Here is a 21572-nt window from a genome sequence, read left to right as displayed (position 1 = left end):
TTTTTTGATCCCGCGCACCGCATTCGTATGATGAATCAATAAAATCGTCATACTCCTTTTGTGGCAGACTTTCAGGGAAAACCATGTCGTCCTTTCGCTCTCTTAGTGCGTTACTGCTGGCCTGTACTGCGTTTTTTGCTCAGGCTTCATCCCCTCAGGAGTTGACCACCGCGTGGCCGGTCAACGCAGGACCACTTAATCCGCACCTCTATACGCCAAACCAGATGTTCGCCCAAAGCATGGTCTACGAGCCGCTGGTGAAATATCAGGCTGACGGCACGGTGAAGCCCTGGCTGGCAAAAAGCTGGACCTCATCCGAAGATGGCAAAACCTGGGTTTTCACCCTGCGCGGCGACGTGACTTTCTCCAACGGTGAGCCATTTAACGCCCAGGCGGCGGTAGAGAACTTCCGCGCGGTGCTCGATAACCGCCAGCGACATGCCTGGCTTGAGCTCGCCAACCAGATAACCGACGTGAAAGCGCTCAGCGACAGCGAACTGCAAATTACCCTGAAAAGCGCCTATTACCCGTTCCTGCAAGAGCTTTCCCTGCCCCGCCCCTTCCGTTTTATCGCCCCCTCGCAGTTCAAAAATCACGAAACCATGAACGGCATCGTGGCCCCCATTGGCACCGGGCCGTGGGTGTTGCAGGAATCAAAGCTGAATCAATACGACGTCATGGTGCGTAACGAACACTACTGGGGCGAAAAACCGGCATTAAGCAAAATCACCATCAAAGTGATCCCGGACCCGACCAGTCGCGCGGTGGCGTTTGAAACCGGCGATATCGACCTGCTGTACGGCAACGAAGGGCTACTGCCGCTCGACACCTTCTCCCGTTTCAGTCAGAACCCGGCGTTACGCACCCAGCTTTCCGCCCCGGTCGAAACGGTGATGCTGGCGCTGAACTCCGCCAAAGCCCCCACCAACGAACAGGCCGTTCGTGAAGCGCTCAACTATGCGGTCGATAAAAAGACGCTGATTGATAGCACGCTGTACGGCACCCAGAAGGTGGCCGACACACTCTTCGCCCCCACCGTGCCATACGCCGATATCGGTCTGAAAGCGCGTGAATACTCCCCGGCAAAAGCCCGTGCGCTGCTGGACGCCGACGGCTGGAAACTGCCGGACGGCAAAACCATCCGTGAAAAAGCGGGCCAGCCGCTACATGTCGAACTGGCGTTTATCGGCACCGATGCAATGAGCAAATCGATGGCCGAAATTATCCAGGCCAATTTGCGCGACATCGGCGTGGACACGGCACTTGTGGGCGAGGAAGAGAGCAGTATTTACGCCCGCCAGCGCGACGGTCGTTTTGGCATGATTTTCAACCGTACCTGGGGAGCGCCTTACGACCCGCATGCTTTCTTAAGCTCCATGCGCGTCCCGTCTCATGCGGATTACCAGGCGCAGCTTGGCCTGCCGGATAAAGCGCAAATTGACAAAGAAATTGGCGAGGTACTGACGACACGCGATGAAACCGACCGCCAGCGCCTCTATCGCGACATTCTGACCCGCCTGCATGACGAGGCGGTCTATCTGCCCATCAGCTACGTCTCTACGCTGGTGGTGGCGAAGCCTGAGCTGGGCGTGATTCCTTTCGCCCCTATCGCCAGTGATATCCCGTTTGAACACATTACCCCGGTGAAACCCTAATGCTGCGCTATGTCATTCGCCGTTTACTGCTGCTTATCCCGATGATCTTCGCTGCCTCGGTGGTCATCTTCTTGCTGCTGCGCATGGGAGCGGGCGACCCGGCGCTGGATTATCTGCGCCTGTCGAACCTGCCACCCACGCAGGAGATGGTGGCCTCGACGCGCATCATGCTGGGGCTGGATAAGCCACTGCCGCAGCAGTATTTGCACTGGTTATGGCAGGCGCTGCATCTCGATTTTGGTCTCTCGTATGCGACCCAGCGCCCGGTGCTGGATGATGTCCTGCACTTCCTGCCAGCGACATTGCAACTGGCGGGCGTCGCACTGATCCTGATTCTGCTGACCTCTGTACCGCTGGGCATCTGGGCCGCGCGCCACCGCAATAACCTGCCGGACTATATCGTGCGTCTGGTTGCCTTTCTCGGCGTCTCAATGCCCAACTTCTGGCTGGCCTTTCTGCTGGTGATGTTCTTCTCGGTTTATCTGCAATGGCTACCGGCAATGGGCTACGGCGGCTGGCAGCATATCCTGCTGCCCGCCGTGTCGATTGCCTTTATGTCGCTCGCCATCAATGCTCGCCTGTTACGCGCCAGTATGCTGGAAGCCGCCGGGCAGCGGCATGTCACCTGGGCGCGGCTGCGTGGACTGAGTGAAAAACAGACCGAGCGTCAGCATATTTTGCGTAACGCCTCGCTGCCAGTGATCACCGCGCTCGGCATGCACGTGGGTGAACTGATTGGCGGTACGATGATTATCGAAAGCATCTTCGCCTGGCCGGGCATAGGCCGCTATGCCGTGTCGGCCATCTTCAACCGCGACTATCCGGTGATCCAGTGCTTTACGCTGGTGATGGTCATCGTATTCGCCCTATGTAACCTGCTGGTGGATGTGCTCAGCGCCGCGCTGGACCCGCGAATTCGTCATCATGAAGGAGCGCACGCATGAATTTTCTGCGCTCTGCCCGCTGGTCAGTACGCGTTGCCGTATTGATTCTGGCGCTGCTGCTGGTCATCGCCCTGACCTGCCAGTGGTGGCTGCCCTATGACCCGCAGGCAATCAATCTTCCTGCGCGCCTGTTGCCGCCAGGCAGTGAACACTGGCTGGGTACCGATCATCTTGGACGCGATATTTTTGCCCGTCTGATGAGCGCCACCCGCGTCTCCTTAGGCTCGGTCATGGCCTGCCTTCTGCTGGTGTTGTTTCTGGGGCTGACGCTCGGCGGCTGCGCCGGGCTGGCCGGAGGACGCATCGATCAGGCCATTATGCGCGTAGCGGATGTCTTTATGACCTTCCCCACCTCGATCCTGTCGTTCTTTATGGTCGGCGTGCTCGGCACCGGGCTGACCAATGTGATCATCGCCATCGCGCTCTCCCACTGGGCCTGGTATGCGCGCATGGTACGCAGCCTGGTGATTTCTCTGCGTAGCCGCGAGTACATTCTGGCTGCCCGTCTTAGCGGGGCGAGCTATACGCAGGTGTTTATCGACCACCTGGCCGGTGCCGTGGTACCCTCGCTGCTGGTGCTGGCGACGCTGGATATCGGCCATATGATGCTGCACGTGGCGGGGATGTCATTCCTGGGACTGGGCGTCAGCGCCCCCACCGCCGAATGGGGAGTGATGATTAACGATGCCCGTCAGTATATCTGGACGCAGCCGCTGCAAATGTTGTGGCCGGGGCTGGCGCTGTTTATCAGCGTGATGGCCTTTAACATGGTGGGCGATGCCCTGCGTGACCGCCTCGATCCTCATCTGGAAACGGAGCACGCTCACTGATGCCTGCACAACTTGAACTGCGAAATTTCACCCTTGAGGCGCAGCGTCCTCTCACCCATGACGTCTCACTCACCCTTAAACGCGGACGCGTGCTGGCGCTGGTGGGCGGAAGCGGCAGCGGGAAATCGCTGACCTGCGCTGCCGCGCTCGGCGTATTGCCTGCGGGTGTACGGCAAACGGCGGGCACGCTGCTGGCGGATGGTCACCCGATCTCGCCACAGGCGCTGCGCGGACTGAAGGTGGCGACCATTATGCAAAACCCGCGCAGCGCCTTTAATCCACTGCGAACCATGGCGGCGCACGCCAGGGAAACCTGCCTGGCGCTGGGCAAACCGGCGGATGACGCCACGCTTATTGCCGCCCTGACCGACGTTGGGCTGGATGCGCCGGAACGGGTACTGACACTCTATCCTTTTGAGATGAGCGGCGGCATGTTACAGCGCATGATGATCGCCATGGCGCTGCTCAGCGACGCGGCGTTTATTGTTGCCGATGAGCCAACCACCGACCTCGACGCCGTGGCACAGGCCAGAATTCTCGATCTGCTCGAACGTCTCTTACAGACCCGCCATTGCGGCATGTTGCTGGTCACCCATGATATGGGCGTGGTGGCGCGACTCGCTGATGACGTTGCGGTGATGGAGGCAGGACGTATCGTTGAGCAGGGCAGTGTCGATGTGCTGTTTAGCGCGCCACAACATCCTGTAACACGCAACCTGGTGGCGGCACACCTTGCGCTGTACGGGATGGAGCTTACCCAATGAATTTACTCACGATTTCTAACGTCTCCCACCGCTATCACACTCATCCGGTGCTGGAGAACATCTCCCTTTCGATCGACAGCGGGGAAAGCCTGGCGTTATTAGGACGTAGCGGCTGCGGCAAAAGCACGCTGGCGCGCCTGCTGGTTGGGCTGGAAAGACCAGTCAGCGGCGATATCATCTGGCAGGGAACGTCACTTGCCAGAATGTCCGGGGCAATGAAAAAGGATTTCCGCCGGGATATTCAACTGGTCTTTCAGGACGCCATCAGCGCCGCCAACCCGCGTAAAACGGTGCGTGAGATCCTCGCTGAACCGTTGCGCCATCTGTTTACCTTAAGCAAAACGGAACAGTGCGCCCGTATCGAACAGTTGATGCGCGATGTGGAGCTGGAAAGCAGCCTGCTGGATCAGCGCCCGCCTCAACTGAGCGGCGGGCAGTTGCAGCGCGTCTGCCTGGCCCGCGCGCTGGCGACGCGTCCGACGCTGCTTATCCTTGATGAAGCCGTGTCCAGTCTGGATCTGGTATTGCAGGCAGGCATCATTCGTCTGCTGAAAAAACTGCAACAGCACTCGGGCATCGCCTGCCTGTTTATCACCCACGATTTACGTCTGGTGGAGCGTTTTTGTCAGCGCGTGGTGGTGATGGAGAACGGTCATATCACCGAAGATATTGCCGTCACTCACCCATTACGTTTTACCTCTTTGGCCGGGCAGGCGCTGCAACAGGCCGTCCTGCCTGCCTTTCCCAAACCCCGAATTTCAGGAGCGCTGCCATGCAACGTGTAACCGTTACGCTTGATGATGACCTGCTTGCCACCCTTGACGATCTCAGCCAGCGCCGCGGCTATAACAATCGCTCCGAAGCGCTGCGGGATATTTTGCGCGACGCGCTCACCCAACAAGCAACATGCGAGCAGAACACCCAGGGCTATGCGGTGCTGTCATATGTGTATGAACATGAAAAACGCGATCTGGCGAGCCGCATTGTCGCCACACAGCATCACCATCACGATCTCTCGGTCGCCACATTACATGTGCATATCAACCATGACGACTGCCTGGAGATAGCCGTCCTGAAAGGGAAAATGGGCGATGTGCAGCAATTTGCTGATAGCGTCATCGCCCAGCGTGGCGTGCGTCACGGTCACCTTCAGTGCGTCACGGATGAGACTACCCCGCCAGATCACGGGCATACGCACGGGTTGAAACATATTGTTCTGTAAGGCGCAGCGCCTGTTCAATACGCGTCGGTTCGAGCGTGAACGGTAAATACTCAAGTGCATCACGCGGGAAGGGAATACTGCGCGCTACCGCCTGGATGACCGCCAGGCGGATCTCTTTCAGCGGCGCCAGGGTTAACGGCATGTCATATTGACGCAGCAGCGCCAGTAATACCGGGTCTGGCTGGCTATTGTCATTTTCCAGAATCGATTGCACCAGCAGACTGAATCCCACACGTTCACCATGCAACCACTGGCGCAAAGCCGGTTCATGGGTCAGGCGGTTATGAATCGCATGTGCCACACCAGGCGTAGGAATTTCGCCGCGCACGCTATTGGCCATACCGGCCACGGCAATATTGGCGTCAATCACATTGATCAGCGCATTTGACACCACCTGGGCTTTATTATCGTGAATGGCCTGTTGCCCATATTTTTCATAAATATCGACGGCCAGACGCGCGTTTTGCACTTTTAATTGCAGCCCCAGGTTATCGGGGTTTTTCTGCAAATAGGGACGAAATTCATACGATTTTGCCAGCGCATCAACGATACCCGCTTTTAAATATCGCACGTCGCTACGAGCAATCACTTCGCTATCCACCAGCACCAGGCGCGGCAGCGTGCGTAAAGCCTGGCTACTGATTTGTGCGCCTTCATCCGTATAGAAAACCGCCAGAGGCGACCAGGCCGCACAGGTGGCTGCCTGGGTCGGAATAGTGATGGATTCTCCGCCCTCAAGGGTATCGGCCACGGCTTTAGCCGTATCCAGAACGCGACCGCCGCCGACGCCGACAATAAACTGCACCCCCAGCTTTTTTGCCCGCTGCACATAACGGGCAACATTATCTTCGGTACAGTAACCGGTCATGATCTCGGTCTGCCAGCGGATACCGCTGGCGCGTAAGCTCTCTTCCAGCCCAGGGTTGACCTGCGCCCAGGCCTTTACGCTGGTAATTATCAAAATATGCCGGGTAAGCGGCGCAATATATTTTCCTGCGTCATGACGAATACCAGACTGGTGAAACCAGGTCTGCGGAGTTTTTATCGCAAGCATTGGCATTTCCATGTGTACGCGAATTATTTCGCTTTATCTCACCATGCTACAAAAATAAAAATTAAAAACAATGATCTCTATTTCTTCTATTTTCATATCGATATCAAAATATCAGCTAAGTAATATTGGCATTAATTGTGAACATATTCTTTTGTGTAACCCAGATGACCATCCCGACGTCGCTGTTCAGGCTAAGTGCTACGCTTATTCCATCGCATTCACATAAAAATGAAGGAGCAGAGAATGAAAATTGATCTGAGTGGGAAAGTAGCGCTGGTCACCGCTTCCACGGGCGGCATTGGTTTCGCCATTGCCACGGGGCTTGCCGAAAGCGGCGCGGAAGTGATCCTTAACGGACGCAGCGAGTCGTCGGTGAACAAAGCGCTCCAGGCGCTCAATGAGCGCGTACCGGGCGCAAAAGTACGTACCGCCATTGCCGACCTGAGTTCGGCGGAGGGTGTTGAAGCCTTATTAAGCGCGGCAACGGATGCCGATATTCTGGTCAATAATGCCGGGATTTACGGGCCGCAGGATTTTTATGCTACCGATGATGCAACCTGGGAAAATTACTGGCAAACCAACGTGATGTCAGGCGTGCGTCTTGCCCGCGCGCTGCTGCCGGCCATGGTGAAAAAAGGCTGGGGTCGCGTGGTTTTTATCTCCTCGGAGTCGGCGCGCAATATTCCTGCCGATATGATTCATTATGGCGTGACCAAAACGGCGCAACTTTCACTGTCGCGCGGGCTGGCGAAATTTGTCGCCGGAAGTGGCGTGACGGTCAACAGCGTGCTGCCAGGCCCGACCCTTTCCGATGGCTTTGCCGCTATGATGCAGGATGAAGTGGAAAGAACCGGCAAATCACTGGAAACGTTGGCGAAAGAGTTCGTGATGACCAACCGTCCCAGCTCCGTTATTCAGCGGGCGGCAACGGTTGAAGAAGTGGCAAACATGGTGGTCTACATATGTTCGACCCAGGCGTCAGCGACCTCAGGCGCGGCGCTGCGCGTTGACGGTGGTGTGGTGGACGACATCCTGTAACGCGTTTTCAGCAGGGCTGCATACTGCTGCCCTGCTGGAGAAACATCTATGGCCATGCCGGGTAAAAACGGGACATCATGATCATTAATAGTGGCGTGGTAAGGGTCGAGAGCAGGGTGGAAATCAGCATACTGGTTGCCGTCGCCCCTTGCAGCACATTGAATTTCTGCGCCATCAGATAAACGTTTATCCCCACCGCCATTGAACCCAGTAAAACCACGACCAGGCTCTCCTGCTGCGGCAGATGCAATGCGTAAGCGAGCGCCCAAATCAGCCCCGGCATCAGCAGCAGTTTAATCAGACAAATGGCCGAGCTTTCCCGCCATCCCTGGCTGATTTTATAGTGGGAGAGGCTCATGCCCAGCGTCACCAGCGTGAGCGGCGCGGCAATCTGTCCCAGCATCGAGACCGGGCCATCAATAAATTGTGGCAGGGGATGATGGGTCGCACTCCAGGCGAATCCCGAGAAGATGCCGATAATCAGCGGATTACGCAGGACATTGACCAGGGTTTTGCCGATACCTTTCCAGGAAAAACTGCCGCTCTGGGCCCACTCCACCGAGACGGTGACCAGCGTCCATAAAATCAGGCTATTGAACACCAGCACCAGCGCAACCGAGGCAAGGCTTGCCTGCCCCAGCAGAATAACCGCAACAGGAATGCCTAACATGACATTATTCGAAAAGATACCGCCCAGGCCAAATACCGATGCGGAGATCGCATCCAGGCCAAAAATACGGTTAGCGACAATGCGCCCAACGATATATATCAACAAGCAACTGCCGAAATAGGCTATCAGCAGACGCATATCAACCGGCGGGCTTTGATAGAACTTACTCATGACTTTAAAGAGCATGCAAGGTAGCGCAACGGAGAAACAAAACCGATTAAACACGCCGCTTGCCGATTCAGGCCAGCCCGCAAAACGCCCCAGGCAATACCCTAATGCAATTAAGAAAAATAAAGGCGCAGACAACAGCATCTGCTGCGAAAGCTGCCCCAGAAAGCTCGCCGTTTCCATCCGTTACCCTGCCTGTATCATCGTAAAAATGAATAATTTTTATGTTTTTTGGCAGTATAGGGGTTTTATGTAGGTGAGTCAGTGGGGTGAAAGCAGTCTGTATAAATGCCCTGGCGTTATATTGCGGATGTATGAAGTGCAGAAAGGTTATTTCCCGGATGCGGCGCAAGCGCCTTATCCGGGCTACCAACCGCACCAGCCATAGCCCCGGTTAGCGCAGCGACACCGGGGACTCTTCCCGGATGCGGCGCAAGCGCCTTATCCTGGCTACCAACCGCACCAGCCGTAGCCCCGGTTAGCGCAGCGACACCGGGGACTCTTCCCGGATAAGGCGTAAGCGCCTTATCCGGGCTACCAACCGCACCAGTCGTAGCCCCGGTTAGCGCAGCGCCACCGGGGACTCTTCCCGGATGCGGCGTAAACGCCTTATCCGGGCTACCAACCGCACCAGCCGTAGCCCCGGTTAGCGCAGCGACACCGGGGACTCTTCCCGGATGCGGCGTAAACGCCTTATCCGGGCTACCAACCGCACCAGCCGTAGCCCCGGTTAGCGCAGCGACACCGGGGACTCTTCCCGGATGCGGCGTAAACGCCTTATCCGGGCTACCAACCGCACCAGCCGTAGCCCCGGTTAGCGCAGCGACACCGGGGACTCTTCCCGGATGGCGGCGCAAGCGCCTTATCCGGGCTACCAACCGCACCAGTCGTAGCCCCGGTGAGCGCAGCGACACCGGGGACTCTTCCCGGATGCGGCGCAAGCGCCTTATCCGGGCTACCAACCGCACCAGCTGTAGCCCCGGTGAGCGCAGCGACACCGGGGACTCTTCCCGGATGCGGCGTAAACGCCTTATCCGGGCTACCAACCGCACCAGTCATAGCCCCGGTTAGCGCAGCGCCACCGGGGACTCTTCCCGGATGGCGGCGCAAGCGCCTTATCCGGGCTACCAACCGCACCAGCCGTAGCCCCGGTTAGCGCAGCGCCACCGGGGACTCTTCCCGGATGCGGCGCAAGCGCCTTATCCGGGCTACCAACCGCACCAGCCGTAGCCCCGGTTAGCGCAGCGACACCGGGGACGAAATCATAGCCCACTCCTTACGAATAGCTCTGCCGCGCGTCCGAGAAAAATGCCAGGGTCTCTTCCAGGTTCTTCGCCTGCTCCTCCAGCGACATGGCGGCTGCGGAGATCTGCTGCACCAGTGACGCATTCTGCTGGGTGGCGCTATCCATCTGATTGACCGCCTCGCTCACCTGGCTCACGCCTTTCGTTTGCTCATCCAGCGCCTGCACAATCTCGGCAATCACCAGATGGACACTGGAAACCGATGCAATGATTTGCTTCATCATTGCCCCTGTTTCATTGACCAGCGTAACCCCTTTACTGACGCGCCCGGATGACTCCTCAATCAGCGCCGAAATCTCCCTGGCCGCACTGGCGCTACGCTGCGCCAGGTTGCGTACTTCACCGGCTACCACCGCGAAGCCTTTGCCCTGCTCACCGGCGCGGGCCGCTTCGACGGCCGCGTTCAGCGCCAGGATATTGGTCTGAAAAGCAATGCTGTCGATGATACTGTTAATATCGCCAATCTTGCCGGCGCTCTCATCAATCTTGCCGATGATATCAACCACTTCTGCCACCAGCGATTCGCCCTGCCCGGCAATCTGCGCCGCATTCTGCGTCAGCGATGTTGCCTTATGCGCATTCTCGGCGTTGTTTTTCACGGTCACGGAAATCTGCTCCATGCTCGCTGCCGTCTGCACAATCGCTGCGGCCTGCTCTTCGGTTCGGGAGGCCAGATCGAGGTTGCCCGCTGCGATTTCACTGCTTCCCGCCCGCACAGAATGGCTGGCATCGTTAATGCTGCCAACGATACGCCGGAGCTGGGCTTGCATGGTATGCAGGGCATAAAAGATGCTGCTGTTATCGCCGTTACGCACAGAAATCTGATGACTCAAATCCCCCTGAGCTACGGACAGCGCAATCTCTGAGGCCTCCGTCGGCTCGCCGCCTACCGGGCGCGCAACCTTGCGGGTGAACACCATCGCCACCACCACGCTGACAATGATAATGCTGAGGATCATCAGAAGGATGGCGTTACGCAGGTAGTGCCACGCTTCGGCCATCACGACGCTGACGGGCGTGACTATTGCCAGTTTCCACGGCGTCTGGCTATTACCAATATCGATGGTGCGCCAGGTGACAAATGCCGGTTCTTTTAACAGGGCATCGTCGGTGCGTATCACCGCTTGACCGCCGATCGTCCCTGTCCAGGGTTTACCCGTTGCCGCCTTATCAGGGCTGGAAACCACTTTGTTATCCGCCGAGAGCAACAGCGCATAGCCCGTGCCTTCCCACGGCTTGATCGCGCCGATCATTTTTTGCAGCGTGTCCAGCGAGAAATCCGAGGTCACAGAGCCCTGAAACTTACCGTCGCGGACAATCGGTGCCGCAATGGAGGTCAGCATCACATCCACACCGTTATAGGGGTAGATATACGGCTCGATAATCACCTCTTTCTGGCGCTGACGCGGCAAAAGGTAGTAGTCGCCGCTGCCCGGCGTTTCATAATCCACCAGGTTGTGCAGCGCCGGGTTACCGCTGTTATCACGGTCAGCATAGCGCGCGTAACGGCCTGCCGGGTCCTGATCCGCTTGCCCTGCAAACTCCGCATCTTTACCGTCAAATGTATTGGCTTCAAAGGCCAGTGACATCGACAGGAAATCAGGATGCTGATGCAGATAATCGGTCAATAGCTGGTCCAGGCCACGCCGTTCTGTTAACCCGGCCTGATGTAATGCCCAGGCGCTGTTGCCCAAATCACGCGCGGCATTCAGCGCCGAGTCCAGCTGTTGCTGAACACGTAATGATTCAGTGAGCGCAATTTGCTGGAGATGTCTTTTGGCGACCGCTTCCTGCTGGCCCATAGATTGCCAGAGCAACAGGCCAATGGTGACCAGGAACCCGGTGGTGATAGTGACAAAAATAGACGCCAGCATGAGTGTTCTGGCTGTGAGTTTTTTACGTGTGTTCATGTTTCCCCGCTCAGGCAATCGCCCCGTGGCAAATAACCCAATTAACTCATGCTTCATATATCGGTAAAAACCAATTAACACTTCACCGTAATTTTGATGAAATTTTTTTATCCGGAAGTGGGCAATGCCAGAGGATGCAGGAAGGCGTCAGAGGGTTTTTCCCTGATAAATTTGATAACCCAAATCGACAGTGTTGTGATTGAGCGCGTCATTTTTTAATTTATTCAGTAACATCTGCGCCGCCATTCTTCCGATATCAAAACGCGGCGTGATCACACTCGCCAGGCTCGGAATCATCTGTTTGCCCATTTCCAGGCCATGAAAGCCGGCGATGGAAATGCGTTCCGGAACAGCAAGATCGTGTTCGCGGCAGTAAAACAGCGCGCCCATCGCAATGTCGTCATTTGTACAAAAAACACCATCAAGATCCGGGTGGGATTTAAAGGCTTCGGCCATGAGCTGCGACCCGAGATAGATAGACGAACTCGCGCGGGGATTGATACGGTAAGCCTCCAGTTGATGCTGATTCATGGCATCGCAATAACCACAAAAACGCTGCTCATCACGCATATCGTCTTTCGAGCCCAGATAGATAATTTTGCGCCGCTGTCGCTTAGCCAGCATGGTGCTCACCATATCAAAGGCGGCCTGGCGATTATCAAACCCCACCTCCATATCCATTTTGGCGCCCTGCACATCCATCAGCTCCACAATGGGGATTTTGGCGGAGCGCAGAAACTTAACGGTGCGAACGGTATGGTGCTTTTCAGAGAGGATAATGCCATCGATATTGTAGGAAAGCAGATTAATTACCGACTCTTCTTCGGACTCTTTGTTGTAATTATAATTAGCGATAAGTGTCTGATAGTTATGGTCAGATGTAATAGACTCAATGCCCGCGAGAATGTCAGCAAACAGTTGATTCTGGAAAGAGGGGATCAGCACGCCAAGCGTATAGCTTTGCGCGTTGAGCAACATGCCGGGCGCGCGGTTGGGTACATAGTTGATCTCTTCCATGATCATGGCGATGCGCTCGCCTGTTGCCTTCGCTACGGTTTTAGGCGAGCGGATATACCTGCTGACGGTCATTTTGGTAACCCCCGCCAGCGTGGCGATATCCTGCAGTGAAATTCTGTGATTTCTCATCGTCTCTCCCTCCCTGGGGGAAGCGGGTTATCCACTTCCCCAGGGAATGCCGTCATTGCGGAAAATGAAGTTAATGGAGGATGGCGTTAAGTGTCAGCACACCCAGTAAGCCCATAAACGAAATCAGCGTTTCCATGACCGTCCAGGTACGCAGTGTCTCACCAACGCTGAGATTAAAGTAGCCTTTGAACAGCCAGAATCCCGGATCGTTGACGTGTGACGCAATGACGCTGCCCGCCCCGGTTGCCAGCACCATCAGCGCCGGATCGGCATGGGTAACATTAATTATCGGCAGCACGACACCCGCGGTCGTAATGGCTGCCACGGTGGCAGACCCCAGCGCAATACGCAATACGGCGGCAACGGTCCAGCACATCAACAGCGGCGAGAGGGTCGTGCCGGTCATTAATTGTGAGATGTATTTGCCAACCCCGCTATCGACCAGTACCTGTTTGAACGCCCCACCGCCCGCAATAATGAAGACAATCATCGCGATAGCGCCGATGGAGGCGCCCACCATCTCCATCACGTTTTCGAGATTACGCCCATTGCGCAATCCGAGAGTGAAAATAGCGATCACGATAGCGATAAACAGGGCCACCGCCGGGTTACCGACAAACTCAAAGAAAACACGCGCGCTGTTGCCTTTTGGCAGGGTAATTTCACAAACTGCCGCAATCGCCATCAGGATCACGGGCATCACCGCCGCGAAAATACTGTTCCAGAAACCCGGCATTTCATGATCGGCAAAGATATGCGGGTTGAATAGCCCCTCCGGCGGCGCTTTTTCAAAACGCGTCAGCAGTTTCGAAAACAGCGGCCCGGCGACAATAACCGTCGGAATGGTAATGATCATGCCATACAGCAGGGTGGTACCCAGATTGGCTTCAAAAATGGTGGCGATAGCGGTCGGCCCCGGATGCGGCGGCAGAAAACAGTGGGTCACGGACAGCGCGGTCACCATCGGGACTCCGACGTAGAGCAGCGGCAGACCAGACGACGCCACCACGGTAAATACCAGCGGCAACAGCAGGACAAAACCCACTTCAAAGAACATCGCCAGCCCCACAACCAGACCGGTAATGACCAGCGCCCATTGCACCCGCTCTTTACCGAATGTCGCAATCAGCGTAGTGGCGATACGCTGGGCGGCCCCGGTGTCGGAAATCAACTTCCCCAGCATGGCGCCAAAGCCGAGAATCATCGCCAGGCCGCCTAAGGTTCCGCCGATGCCTCCCTGAATGGAGTGCAACACGGCCTGCGCATCCATACCTTCGGCAAACCCGACAACGGCGGCAACCAGCACCAGGGCAATAAACCCATTCACTTTAAAACCAATCATTAAGACCAGCAGCAGCGCTACACCTGCCGCGATAATCAGTAATGGCATAATCTTGTCTCTTGTTATGTGCCGAACCAGCAGCGCCGAAGCGCTGCGTTTTAGTGCTAACGAGTCACACTGCGACCAGCATGCCGCCGTCAACGAACAGAAGATGACCGTTAACAAAATCAGAGGCTTTAGAGGAGAGGAACACCGCTGCGCCGATCAGCTCTTCCGGGTTGCCCCAGCGTGCCGCAGGAGTACGTTTGCAGAGCCAGCCGGTGAACGCTTCATCTTCGACCAGCGCTTTGGTCATCTCGGTTTTGAAATAACCCGGCGCAATCCCATTCACCTGAATGTTATGCCGTGCCAGTTCAACGCACATGCCGCGGGTCAGCATTTTGACCGCACCTTTAGACGCGGCGTACGGTGTGATGGTGTCGCGCCCCAGCTCACTTTGCATGGAGCAGATGTTGATCACTTTCCCGGCCTGGCGTTCAACCATACGACGTGTCACCGCTTGCGATACCAGGAAAACCGCCGTCTGGTTAACCGCGATCACGTCATTCCACTCTTGTTCCGGGAAGTCATTAAACGGATGGCGGCGCTGGATACCGGCATTATTGACCAGGACATCAATCGGCCCGGTTTGCTCCTCAATGCGCGCAATAGCGGCATCAATTTCAGCTTTTTTGGTTACGTTAAATGGCGCGGCCACGGCGCGAATATCTGCCGCACGCAGCTTCTCAACAGCGGCATCAGCACGTTCCTGATTAATATCGTTAACGATAATTTGTGCGCCGTATTTCCCGAGGCCCGTTGCTAATAAATAACCAATACCCTGTGCAGAACCGGTAATCAGGACATTCTTGCCCGCCAGTGAAAAAAGGTCGTTCATGGTCTTATTCCTTATCACGATGCATTAAAAAACGAGTTGAACTTTGGCAGCCTGGGTTTTATCGCCGGCGAATTTGAGTGCCTGCTCCAGCTCGGTGAACGGGTATTCGCCACTCAATAACGGCAGCGGATCCACCACGCCATTCGCCAGCCAGGAGACAGCGGTATTGAATTCAGTGGTGAAACGGAAGGAACCTTTCAGGGAGATTTCTTTGGCAATCAGCATCATCATCGGGAAATCCGCCACCGCGCCGCCCATCCCTACCTGAACCATCGCCCCTCTGGCGCGCGTCACTTCCAGACAGGTGGTAATGGATGTCGGGTTGCCCGATACTTCGAAGCTGACATCGAAATAACCTTTTTCCGCTTTCCACGGCGTCAGGTCAGCGCTACGCGGGTCGAGTAGCGTATCGGCCCCCATTTTTTGCGCCAGTTCAAGCGAGCGAGAGCTGATATCCGCGCACACAATTTCTGCTGCGCCCAGGGTTTTCACCGCGCTGACAATCAGGCAGCCAATCGGGCCTACGCCCGAGATAAAGACACGTTTGCCTTGTAAATCACCGGCCTGATGGGCAGCGTGAATAGCGACCGCCAGCGGTTCGGCAAAAGCCATGGTTTTGGCGTCGGCATTACCGGAGAAAGGAATACATTGCGCAGTATCCACCACTTTAAAACGGGTAAACCCGCCATCGACATGTGGAAAATACATCGCGCTGCCAAAGAAACGCATTTCAGTACACTGGTTTTCTTCTTTCGCCAGGCAGTATTTACAATGACCACAAGGTTTTGATGGATTTACTGCAACAGTTTGCCCTTCATGTAATTTTTCTGAATCTGAATGAACAACTTTACCAATGACTTCATGGCCTAATACCATCGGTGCTTTAACGGAAAAATTACCTACCTTGCCTTCCTGATAATAATGTAAATCGGATCCACAAATCCCCCCGCGGGTTATTTGTACCAATGTACCTTTATTATTCCATTCAATTTCCTGGTCGGTAACGTCAACAGTTTGCTTTCCCGCTACAACGCAGGATTGAGTTTTAATCTTCATGTTTCCTCTCTGGTCAGGACGTGGCCTGGTGGGCATTTAAACGGTTTTGTCTGCGCTGAATTGTGATGTATGTCACGCTCAAAAATTGTTACACTGCAATGTTACGCATAACGTGACGCGCTTTATAATTCTGCTTTTCCGGTGCAGAAAAACATAAGCACATTGCTATTTGCACGGTAATATCCGCGTCATCAAAATGAGACAGGAGTAATTAAATGGGTGGTGAGAGTTATATTTTGATGGGGGTATCGGGCAGCGGAAAATCATTGATTGGCGCTAAAGCCGCCGCCAAACTTGGTGCGAAATTTATTGATGGGGACGATCTTCATCCGGCAAAGAATATCGATAAAATGTCTGCCAGCATTCCTTTAACCGATGAAGACAGATTGCCATGGCTGGAACGATTAAATGATGCCTCTTACAGTCTGTATAAAAAGAATGAAACAGGTTTAATTGTTTGTTCAGCATTAAAAAAACGCTACCGGGATATTCTGCGCAAAGGCAGTCCGAATGTACATTTTCTGTGGCTGGATGGCGATTATGAAACCATTCTGGCGAGAATGGCGAAACGGCAGGGGCATTTTATGCCGGTAGAGTTACTCAAAAGTCAGTTCGCTGCGCTGGAACGCCCGGAACAGGAAGAGGATGATGTCATGCGCATCGATATCAACCATGAGGTCGAAGACGTGGTTGAGCAATGCGTGCAGGCAGTTACCGCACTGCGGGCAAAAAAGGGATAACCCACTCAAACGTTATCAAAAGTGATAACGGCAAGCCGCCACCAGGAGTGCATCGTTGGTAATGGAATAGACCTGACGATGCTCCTCGGTTATCCGTCGGGACCCAAACCCGGCCGCGCAGGCGAACAGCGCCAGCCGGAACAGCCGCCACCAGGCGACTGTCTCCACTTCAACGCGCCGCGGATGTCGTTGGGTGCAGAATAAGCTCGGTGATTTCAGAAGGACGGCCCAGCCGCAGCGGAAACCCGTTCCACAGCCCGGCGCCATTGCTGACGTAGAGGGTCATCGGCCCCACCGAATAACGGCCGGATATATAACCGTTGTTAAGGGGCTTCACCAGTTGGTCCAGACCCAGCACCATCCCACCGTGGGTATGACCGGATAGCTGCAACTTCACACCTGCCGCGGCGTTATCATCCGCGGTACCCGGTCTGTGATCGAGCAGGATAACGGTATCATTGGGGCGAGTACCTTCCAGTGCGCGTTTCAGGTCCGGTCCTGCAAAACCGTAATTTCTCGCCGCTATATCCGGTACACCTGCCAGCACAAATGAGTCGTCACCGCGTGCAATACGCACATGCTGATTAGTCAAAAAGGGAATGCTCAGCTTCTGCCAGGCTGGCGCCCAGCTTGCGTAGTCAAAGTAGTATTCATGGTTGCCCGTAATCGCATAGACGCCATCCGCCGCTCGCAGTTGTGTCAGCGGCTCGACATCCGGCAGGCGATCCTCCACGGCGCCGTCTGACATATCGCCGGTCAAGGCGATGAGATCCGGTTGCAGGGCGTTGGTTTTAGCGACAATTTGTTGTACCCATTTGCGGGGCAACAGGCGCGTGGCATGAATATCGGCCAGTTGTACCAGCCGGTAGCCGTCAAAAGCAGGGGGCAGACCAGGGATCTCAACATGGACAGTACGAACATGGGGTATCCGTGTTGCCTGCCAGACGCCGATAACCGCCAGCACTACAGACAGTACGAGCAGCGGCAACATGATGGGCAATGCAGGGAGCGTTTTACCGGTCAGCAGCCCGACCAGTAGAGCGAGAACATCGCGCAGTAGCAGGAAACTGGCGAACAGCACCACGGCGCCAAACAATCCGCCAGCCAGCATCACTACCAGACGCGGCCACTCAGGGGAAAATGAGCCACCCCACAGCCAGCGGCTAAAAAAGCGGAACTCACAAATGCCCACCAGCACAAGAAACAGGCCAAGGCGCAGCACAGGGGGCAGTGGAAGCCACCAGATAAAACGAGAACCAATGTAGAGTGCCGGCAACAGCATCCAGATAAAAAACATCGCTATCTCCATACCTGCGTTTACAGCATAAACCGCGCGTGAATGAACCGTTTTAAAATTAGCACGTTGTCATGATATGTCAGTGGCTGTTTTCTTACGCGCTGAGGCATTTTTAGCGGCGCAAGCATTCCCGGCGCTGCGGTGGCGTTTATGCTCGCTTATCGGGAAGGATACAGGGCAAAAAAAAGCGTATGTCGCCATACGCTTTTGTTCTTTGTCACCATGAATATCAGGCGCCGTAATAGGCGCTTGAATATAATGTTTTCACATCCTGTACCGTTGGCTGATTGGGATTGGTCAGGGTGCATGGATCATCCACCGCGTTATGACTCATGCGGTCGAGTACCTGCATAAAGGCGGCCTCTTTAATTTCAACCTCGCCACATTGCCCAAGGGTCTCGGGTATATTCAGACGCTTATTCAGGTCTTTAATGGCGGTGATCAGATTGCCAATACCCAGCGCTTTCTCCAGCTTCTGGTATTTATTGGTGTAGATAGAATTATATTGAATGATATATGGCAGCATAATCGCGTTCGCCAGGCCATGCGTAATACCAAACTCCCCGCCAATCTTATGCGCCATAGAATGCACCAGTCCCAGAGAGGCATTAGTAAATGCAATGCCCGCCAGCGCCGAGGCATTATGCATATGCATACGCGCATTCAGGTCATTCGGCGACAGATAAGCGATTTCCAGATATTCAAACACCAGGCGAATAGCTTCTACCGCGTAGGGATCGGTAAAAGAGTTGGCCGCGGTAGAGACATACGCCTCAAGCGCGTGCGTCATGACATCCATCCCGGTATGCACGGTGACATGCGGCGGCATTTTTGCCGGAATGGTCGGGTCCAGAATGGCGATATCAGGGACCAGATCTGCCGCCACAATCGGGTATTTGATGTGATGCGCCGTATCGGTGATGACCGAGAACGCGGTGATTTCAGAGGCGCTGCCGCTGGTGGACGGAATGGCGACGAAACGGGCTTTATTACGCAATGCGGGCATTGAGCCCACGGGAATGATGTCTTCAAACGTCAGGTGCGGATGTTCGTAGAAACACCACATCACTTTTGCCGCATCCAGCGCGGAACCGCCGCCAATCGCTACAATCCAGTCTGGTTCAAACGCCAGCATCGCTTTCGCCCCACGCCAGACCGTTTCGACAGACGGGTTGGGTTCGACATTATCAATGACGGTGCATTCCATCCCGGCTTTATTCAGCTCGCTGATGGCCCTGTCCAGAAAACCAAAGCGTTTCATTGAGCTGCCGCCCGTTACCAGCGCGGCTTTTTTCCCTTTAAGGGTAGCCAGATGGTCTAATGCGTTTTCACCACAAATAATACTGCGCGGAATAGAGAATGAAAATGTCATAGAAGACTCCATAAATTTAAGAGAAAGATTGGGTTTTATTTTGCGTACAGGCAGAAAAAGGCGCTGGAAATAAGATGTGCGCAGAGTAAAAGCAAATCTTTGGCATGACACCGGGCGATTGTCGCAGTAATACCCGAAGGAATTTGTGATGGAAGCAGAGGAATTAAAGCGTACCGTCAGCGGCATCTTTTTCGCGGCAGCAAGAGTACAAAGACGTGGTCAGGCAGGCGGGTCAACGCGTGTCTGACCCGCCTGAATCAAGAAGAGGGAAATTAAAGCCCTGAATACTCGGGTGAAGGGTCCGGCCAGGGTGTCAGTAAATCGAAACCGGTATCGGTGACCGCTACCATATGCTCCCACTGCGCCGAGAGTGAACGGTCTTTGGTGACAACCGTCCAGCCGTCAGACAGCACGCTCGTGGCGGCTTTACCGGCGTTGAGCATCGGCTCAATGGTAAAAATCATCCCTTTTTTCAGCACCAGCCCGGTGCCCGGACGGCCATAGTGCAGGATCTGCGGTTCTGCGTGATACTCCTGCCCCACGCCATGTCCGCAGTACTCTTTCACCACCGAAAAACCAGCGGACTCCGCCACCTCCTGAATAGCCGCGCCGATATCGCCAAGTGTCGCGCCGGGACGCACAGCTTTAATACCGGCGACCATCGATTCATAGGTGATGGTGGTGAGTCTTCTGGCGCGTACAGAGGGTTCACCAACAAAATACATACGGCTGGTATCGCCGTACCATCCGTCTTTGATGATCGCCACGTCAATATTGATGATGTCGCCATCCTTAAGGCGTTTCTCCGACGGGATGCCGTGACACACCACATGATTGACCGACGTGCAAACGGTGCGGGTATAGCCGTTGTAACCTATGTTCGCCGGAATCACCTTTAACTCATGGCGAATAAAATCGTGGCACAGCGTGTCGATCTCATCGGTGGTCACGCCCGCGCGAACGTGGGGCTTGATCATTTCCAGAACGTTGGCCGCAGCGTGGCCCGCTGCCCGGGCCATTTCAATCTCTTGCGGAGAATGCAGTTTGATGTTCGTCATCTGGCTTCATGTTCCACGTGTAATGGCAACGACTCATCGTCAACCAGCCTATGGATATCCACGCCGCCCTTAAGCTCTGCCCGAACCAACAGACGGGTAAGCTCCTGATGCGTCAAATGGGGATACAGCTCGGAGAGCATGCCGATTTTCAGCCAGTGCTCAGCCTGGGCATTGATCGAACGACTCAGCGCGTTGCTGGCCAGACGCAGGTTTTCGTGCATCAAATCCGAGATTTTAACGATACCCATACTTCACCTTATACGAATCATATATGAAACGTATAATACAGACTCTTATCCTGAAGGTGAATTTATTAATTCGCACGCTATAGGCGGAAAATGCTGCCGGACTATGCAATTTGCCAAAAGCAGCCTAGATTTTCAGAATAAGGGGATTTTTCTGATTTACCACGCATGCAGCAAAAAGGAAAAGAGCGCCTATGGCCCTTCACCCGGCAACACAGTTCCTTAACACGTCACAAACTATTCGCCTGCCTGTTTTCAGCGTCGAGTTGGCTTTTATAAAAACCGTTGAAGAGAAGCTGGCTTCGTTAAATTTGCCAGTCAGTAACAAAGCGGTGATTCTGGCAATCATTCGTCACCTTGAAGAGGAGAGCGACCCCGAAAAAACAAGGATGTACCGGAGTGCTCTGGAAATGGTGGTCAGTCGAACGCCGGACGATCTTTGAAAAGAGTGGTACTGGCAATCTCTCTTTGAAAAGAGAAATACATCTCCTCCGCCCGGACATTTTTATCGGCGAGGGACGGCCTTCAGCGAAAGCAGAGAAAACGCATAATCTTTTAATATTTAATGTTTTTTATCACCGACGCCTTGTGAAGCAATATTCAATTGCAGCATTTTGCTATTTTTAACGGTTTGTTGATTCCAGCGGGTCCTTTTTTCTTCGGTACGATCAATAAGTTTGATACTTTCCTGTATCTCATTAATCGCCGCCAGAATGGCTTCCCGCCGTGATTCGCGCTGTTCCTGTTCGAGATTGCGGGCGAGTTGTGCGATGAGCGCCCCATGTGAAATGGGCGCATCCGCTTCAAGCAATTCGAGAATGGCATCACCCATGACCAGTTCGACCAGACTCTCTTTTACATCTTTAATCATGCTGACTCC

Annotated in this window: 23 protein-coding genes and 1 pseudogene; 9 read left to right on the top strand and 15 right to left on the bottom strand. The window is 54.7% G+C overall.

The genetic code is table 11. The features are described 5' to 3' along the window. Positions 1-83 precede the first annotated feature (83 nt). From nikA to nikR, 6 genes are read left to right on the top strand one after another with little or no spacing between them, the layout of a single operon-like run. Entirely contained in the window at positions 84-1655 is a 1572-nt protein-coding gene (gene nikA / locus AB182_RS26995; protein WP_047372761.1) for a nickel ABC transporter substrate-binding protein, read from the top strand. Continuing rightward, complete coding sequence (nikB, locus tag AB182_RS26990) at positions 1655-2599, top strand: nickel ABC transporter permease subunit NikB (RefSeq protein WP_047372760.1); 945 nt, start codon at positions 1655-1657, stop codon at positions 2597-2599. The genes nikA and nikB overlap by 1 nt, the downstream gene beginning before the upstream one ends. Continuing rightward, on the top strand, positions 2596-3429 hold the full coding sequence (gene nikC, locus AB182_RS26985) for a nickel ABC transporter permease subunit NikC (RefSeq protein ID WP_047372759.1): 834 nt from the start codon (positions 2596-2598) through the stop codon (positions 3427-3429). The genes nikB and nikC overlap by 4 nt, the downstream gene beginning before the upstream one ends. Then, the gene (gene nikD, locus AB182_RS26980; protein WP_047372758.1) at positions 3429-4193 is read left to right on the top strand and encodes a nickel import ATP-binding protein NikD; all 765 of its coding nucleotides are present in this window, start codon (positions 3429-3431) and stop codon (positions 4191-4193) included. Before nikC ends, nikD begins: the two co-directional genes overlap by 1 nt. Beyond that, a complete protein-coding gene (nikE, locus tag AB182_RS26975; protein ID WP_047372757.1) occupies positions 4190-4978 on the top strand; it encodes a nickel import ATP-binding protein NikE in 789 nt (262 codons plus the stop codon). The genes nikD and nikE overlap by 4 nt, the downstream gene beginning before the upstream one ends. After that, positions 4966-5415, top strand: a complete 450-nt coding sequence (gene nikR, locus AB182_RS26970; RefSeq protein WP_047372756.1) for a nickel-responsive transcriptional regulator NikR — start codon at positions 4966-4968, stop codon at positions 5413-5415. Before nikE ends, nikR begins: the two co-directional genes overlap by 13 nt. Here the strand turns inward: nikR and AB182_RS26965 are convergent. Then, positions 5363-6469: an iron-containing alcohol dehydrogenase family protein gene (locus tag AB182_RS26965; protein WP_047372755.1), complete on the bottom strand. Its 1107-nt coding sequence runs from the start codon at positions 6467-6469 to the stop codon at positions 5363-5365. The two genes, nikR and AB182_RS26965, sit on opposite strands and share 53 nt — an antisense overlap. Positions 6470-6712: 243 nt before the next feature. On the opposite strand from AB182_RS26965, the gene AB182_RS26960 reads away from it, so the two are divergent. Continuing rightward, a complete protein-coding gene (locus AB182_RS26960; RefSeq protein ID WP_047372754.1) occupies positions 6713-7507 on the top strand; it encodes an SDR family NAD(P)-dependent oxidoreductase in 795 nt (264 codons plus the stop codon). Between the two features lie 46 nt (positions 7508-7553). Here AB182_RS26960 and AB182_RS26955 read toward each other — a convergent pair whose 3' ends face one another. The 8 genes from AB182_RS26955 to idnD form a co-directional block, all read right to left on the bottom strand. Further along, positions 7554-8528 (bottom strand): AEC family transporter, encoded by a 975-nt coding sequence (locus AB182_RS26955; protein WP_047372753.1) that lies wholly within the window; start codon positions 8526-8528, stop codon positions 7554-7556. 116 nt (positions 8529-8644) lie between these two features. Beyond that, positions 8645-9397, bottom strand: coding sequence for a hypothetical protein (locus AB182_RS26950; RefSeq protein WP_139153736.1), 753 nt, complete (start codon positions 9395-9397; stop codon positions 8645-8647). Next, positions 9385-9618: a hypothetical protein gene (locus AB182_RS32430; RefSeq protein ID WP_139153735.1), complete on the bottom strand. Its 234-nt coding sequence runs from the start codon at positions 9616-9618 to the stop codon at positions 9385-9387. The genes AB182_RS26950 and AB182_RS32430 overlap by 13 nt, the downstream gene beginning before the upstream one ends. Positions 9619-9621: 3 nt before the next feature. After that, positions 9622-11559 carry a methyl-accepting chemotaxis protein gene (locus AB182_RS26945; protein ID WP_047372751.1) on the bottom strand — a complete coding sequence of 646 codons (1938 nt, stop codon included), beginning with the start codon at positions 11557-11559 and terminating at the stop codon, positions 9622-9624. A 147-nt stretch (positions 11560-11706) separates the two neighbouring features. Then, on the bottom strand, positions 11707-12705 hold the full coding sequence (gene idnR / locus AB182_RS26940) for a DNA-binding transcriptional regulator IdnR (protein WP_047372750.1): 999 nt from the start codon (positions 12703-12705) through the stop codon (positions 11707-11709). Positions 12706-12775: 70 nt separating this feature from the next. Beyond that, a complete protein-coding gene (locus AB182_RS26935) occupies positions 12776-14095 on the bottom strand; it encodes a gluconate:H+ symporter (protein ID WP_047372749.1) in 1320 nt (439 codons plus the stop codon). Between the two features lie 64 nt (positions 14096-14159). After that, positions 14160-14924, bottom strand: coding sequence for a gluconate 5-dehydrogenase (gene idnO / locus AB182_RS26930; protein WP_041851306.1), 765 nt, complete (start codon positions 14922-14924; stop codon positions 14160-14162). Positions 14925-14948: 24 nt separating this feature from the next. Beyond that, positions 14949-15980: an L-idonate 5-dehydrogenase gene (gene idnD, locus AB182_RS26925; RefSeq protein ID WP_047372748.1), complete on the bottom strand. Its 1032-nt coding sequence runs from the start codon at positions 15978-15980 to the stop codon at positions 14949-14951. A gap of 215 nt (positions 15981-16195) precedes the next feature. Here idnD and idnK point away from each other — a divergent pair, with 215 nt between their 5' ends. Next, on the top strand, positions 16196-16720 hold the full coding sequence (idnK, locus tag AB182_RS26920; protein WP_047372747.1) for a gluconokinase: 525 nt from the start codon (positions 16196-16198) through the stop codon (positions 16718-16720). Between the two features lie 15 nt (positions 16721-16735). Here idnK and AB182_RS33180 read toward each other — a convergent pair. The 5 genes and pseudogenes from AB182_RS33180 to AB182_RS26895 all read right to left on the bottom strand — a co-directional run. After that, a pseudogene (locus AB182_RS33180) lies at positions 16736-16834 on the bottom strand (type II toxin-antitoxin system YoeB family toxin); the annotation flags it as partial. 55 nt (positions 16835-16889) lie between these two features. Continuing rightward, complete coding sequence (locus AB182_RS26910) at positions 16890-18017, bottom strand: metallophosphoesterase (RefSeq protein WP_047372746.1); 1128 nt, start codon at positions 18015-18017, stop codon at positions 16890-16892. Between the two features lie 229 nt (positions 18018-18246). Further along, complete coding sequence (locus AB182_RS26905) at positions 18247-19389, bottom strand: iron-containing alcohol dehydrogenase (RefSeq protein ID WP_047372745.1); 1143 nt, start codon at positions 19387-19389, stop codon at positions 18247-18249. A 272-nt stretch (positions 19390-19661) separates the two neighbouring features. Next, positions 19662-20447, bottom strand: coding sequence for a type I methionyl aminopeptidase (map, locus tag AB182_RS26900; protein WP_047372744.1), 786 nt, complete (start codon positions 20445-20447; stop codon positions 19662-19664). After that, on the bottom strand, positions 20444-20695 hold the full coding sequence (locus AB182_RS26895) for a ParD-like family protein (protein ID WP_047372743.1): 252 nt from the start codon (positions 20693-20695) through the stop codon (positions 20444-20446). The genes map and AB182_RS26895 overlap by 4 nt, the downstream gene beginning before the upstream one ends. Before the next feature lie 191 nt (positions 20696-20886). On the opposite strand from AB182_RS26895, the gene AB182_RS26890 reads away from it, so the two are divergent. After that, positions 20887-21135, top strand: coding sequence for a biofilm development regulator YmgB/AriR family protein (locus AB182_RS26890; protein ID WP_047372742.1), 249 nt, complete (start codon positions 20887-20889; stop codon positions 21133-21135). Positions 21136-21254: 119 nt separating this feature from the next. On the opposite strand, the gene AB182_RS26885 is transcribed toward AB182_RS26890, so the two are convergent. Continuing rightward, the gene (locus tag AB182_RS26885; RefSeq protein WP_047372741.1) at positions 21255-21563 is read right to left on the bottom strand and encodes a hypothetical protein; all 309 of its coding nucleotides are present in this window, start codon (positions 21561-21563) and stop codon (positions 21255-21257) included. Positions 21564-21572 lie beyond the last annotated feature (9 nt).

Source organism: Phytobacter ursingii, assembly GCF_001022135.1.
GTDB classification, from domain to species: Bacteria; Pseudomonadota; Gammaproteobacteria; order Enterobacterales; family Enterobacteriaceae; genus Phytobacter; species Phytobacter ursingii.
The sequence above is the reverse complement of the archived record's forward strand: the minus strand, read 5'-3'. Positions and strand labels throughout refer to the sequence as shown.

Bases quoted from the DNA above. Each gene is read 5' to 3' on its own strand.
- AB182_RS26945 (WP_047372751.1), bottom strand. From the start codon at position 11,559: ATGAACACACGTAAAAAACTCACAGCCAGAACACTCATGCTGGCGTCT.
- nikR (WP_047372756.1), top strand. From the start codon at position 4,966: ATGCAACGTGTAACCGTTACGCTTGATGATGACCTGCTTGCCACCCTT.
- AB182_RS26960 (WP_047372754.1), top strand. From the start codon at position 6,713: ATGAAAATTGATCTGAGTGGGAAAGTAGCGCTGGTCACCGCTTCCACG.
- AB182_RS26965 (WP_047372755.1), bottom strand. From the start codon at position 6,469: ATGCTTGCGATAAAAACTCCGCAGACCTGGTTTCACCAGTCTGGTATT.
- AB182_RS26935 (WP_047372749.1), bottom strand. From the start codon at position 14,095: ATGCCATTACTGATTATCGCGGCAGGTGTAGCGCTGCTGCTGGTCTTA.
- nikE (WP_047372757.1), top strand. From the start codon at position 4,190: ATGAATTTACTCACGATTTCTAACGTCTCCCACCGCTATCACACTCAT.
- idnD (WP_047372748.1), bottom strand. From the start codon at position 15,980: ATGAAGATTAAAACTCAATCCTGCGTTGTAGCGGGAAAGCAAACTGTT.
- map (WP_047372744.1), bottom strand. From the start codon at position 20,447: ATGACGAACATCAAACTGCATTCTCCGCAAGAGATTGAAATGGCCCGG.
- AB182_RS26890 (WP_047372742.1), top strand. From the start codon at position 20,887: ATGGCCCTTCACCCGGCAACACAGTTCCTTAACACGTCACAAACTATT.
- idnK (WP_047372747.1), top strand. From the start codon at position 16,196: ATGGGTGGTGAGAGTTATATTTTGATGGGGGTATCGGGCAGCGGAAAA.
- idnO (WP_041851306.1), bottom strand. From the start codon at position 14,924: ATGAACGACCTTTTTTCACTGGCGGGCAAGAATGTCCTGATTACCGGT.
- AB182_RS26955 (WP_047372753.1), bottom strand. From the start codon at position 8,528: ATGGAAACGGCGAGCTTTCTGGGGCAGCTTTCGCAGCAGATGCTGTTG.
- nikA (WP_047372761.1), top strand. From the start codon at position 84: ATGTCGTCCTTTCGCTCTCTTAGTGCGTTACTGCTGGCCTGTACTGCG.
- nikD (WP_047372758.1), top strand. From the start codon at position 3,429: ATGCCTGCACAACTTGAACTGCGAAATTTCACCCTTGAGGCGCAGCGT.
- nikC (WP_047372759.1), top strand. From the start codon at position 2,596: ATGAATTTTCTGCGCTCTGCCCGCTGGTCAGTACGCGTTGCCGTATTG.
- idnR (WP_047372750.1), bottom strand. From the start codon at position 12,705: ATGAGAAATCACAGAATTTCACTGCAGGATATCGCCACGCTGGCGGGG.
- AB182_RS26895 (WP_047372743.1), bottom strand. From the start codon at position 20,695: ATGGGTATCGTTAAAATCTCGGATTTGATGCACGAAAACCTGCGTCTG.
- AB182_RS26905 (WP_047372745.1), bottom strand. From the start codon at position 19,389: ATGACATTTTCATTCTCTATTCCGCGCAGTATTATTTGTGGTGAAAAC.
- nikB (WP_047372760.1), top strand. From the start codon at position 1,655: ATGCTGCGCTATGTCATTCGCCGTTTACTGCTGCTTATCCCGATGATC.
- AB182_RS26885 (WP_047372741.1), bottom strand. From the start codon at position 21,563: ATGATTAAAGATGTAAAAGAGAGTCTGGTCGAACTGGTCATGGGTGAT.
- AB182_RS26910 (WP_047372746.1), bottom strand. From the start codon at position 18,017: ATGTTTTTTATCTGGATGCTGTTGCCGGCACTCTACATTGGTTCTCGT.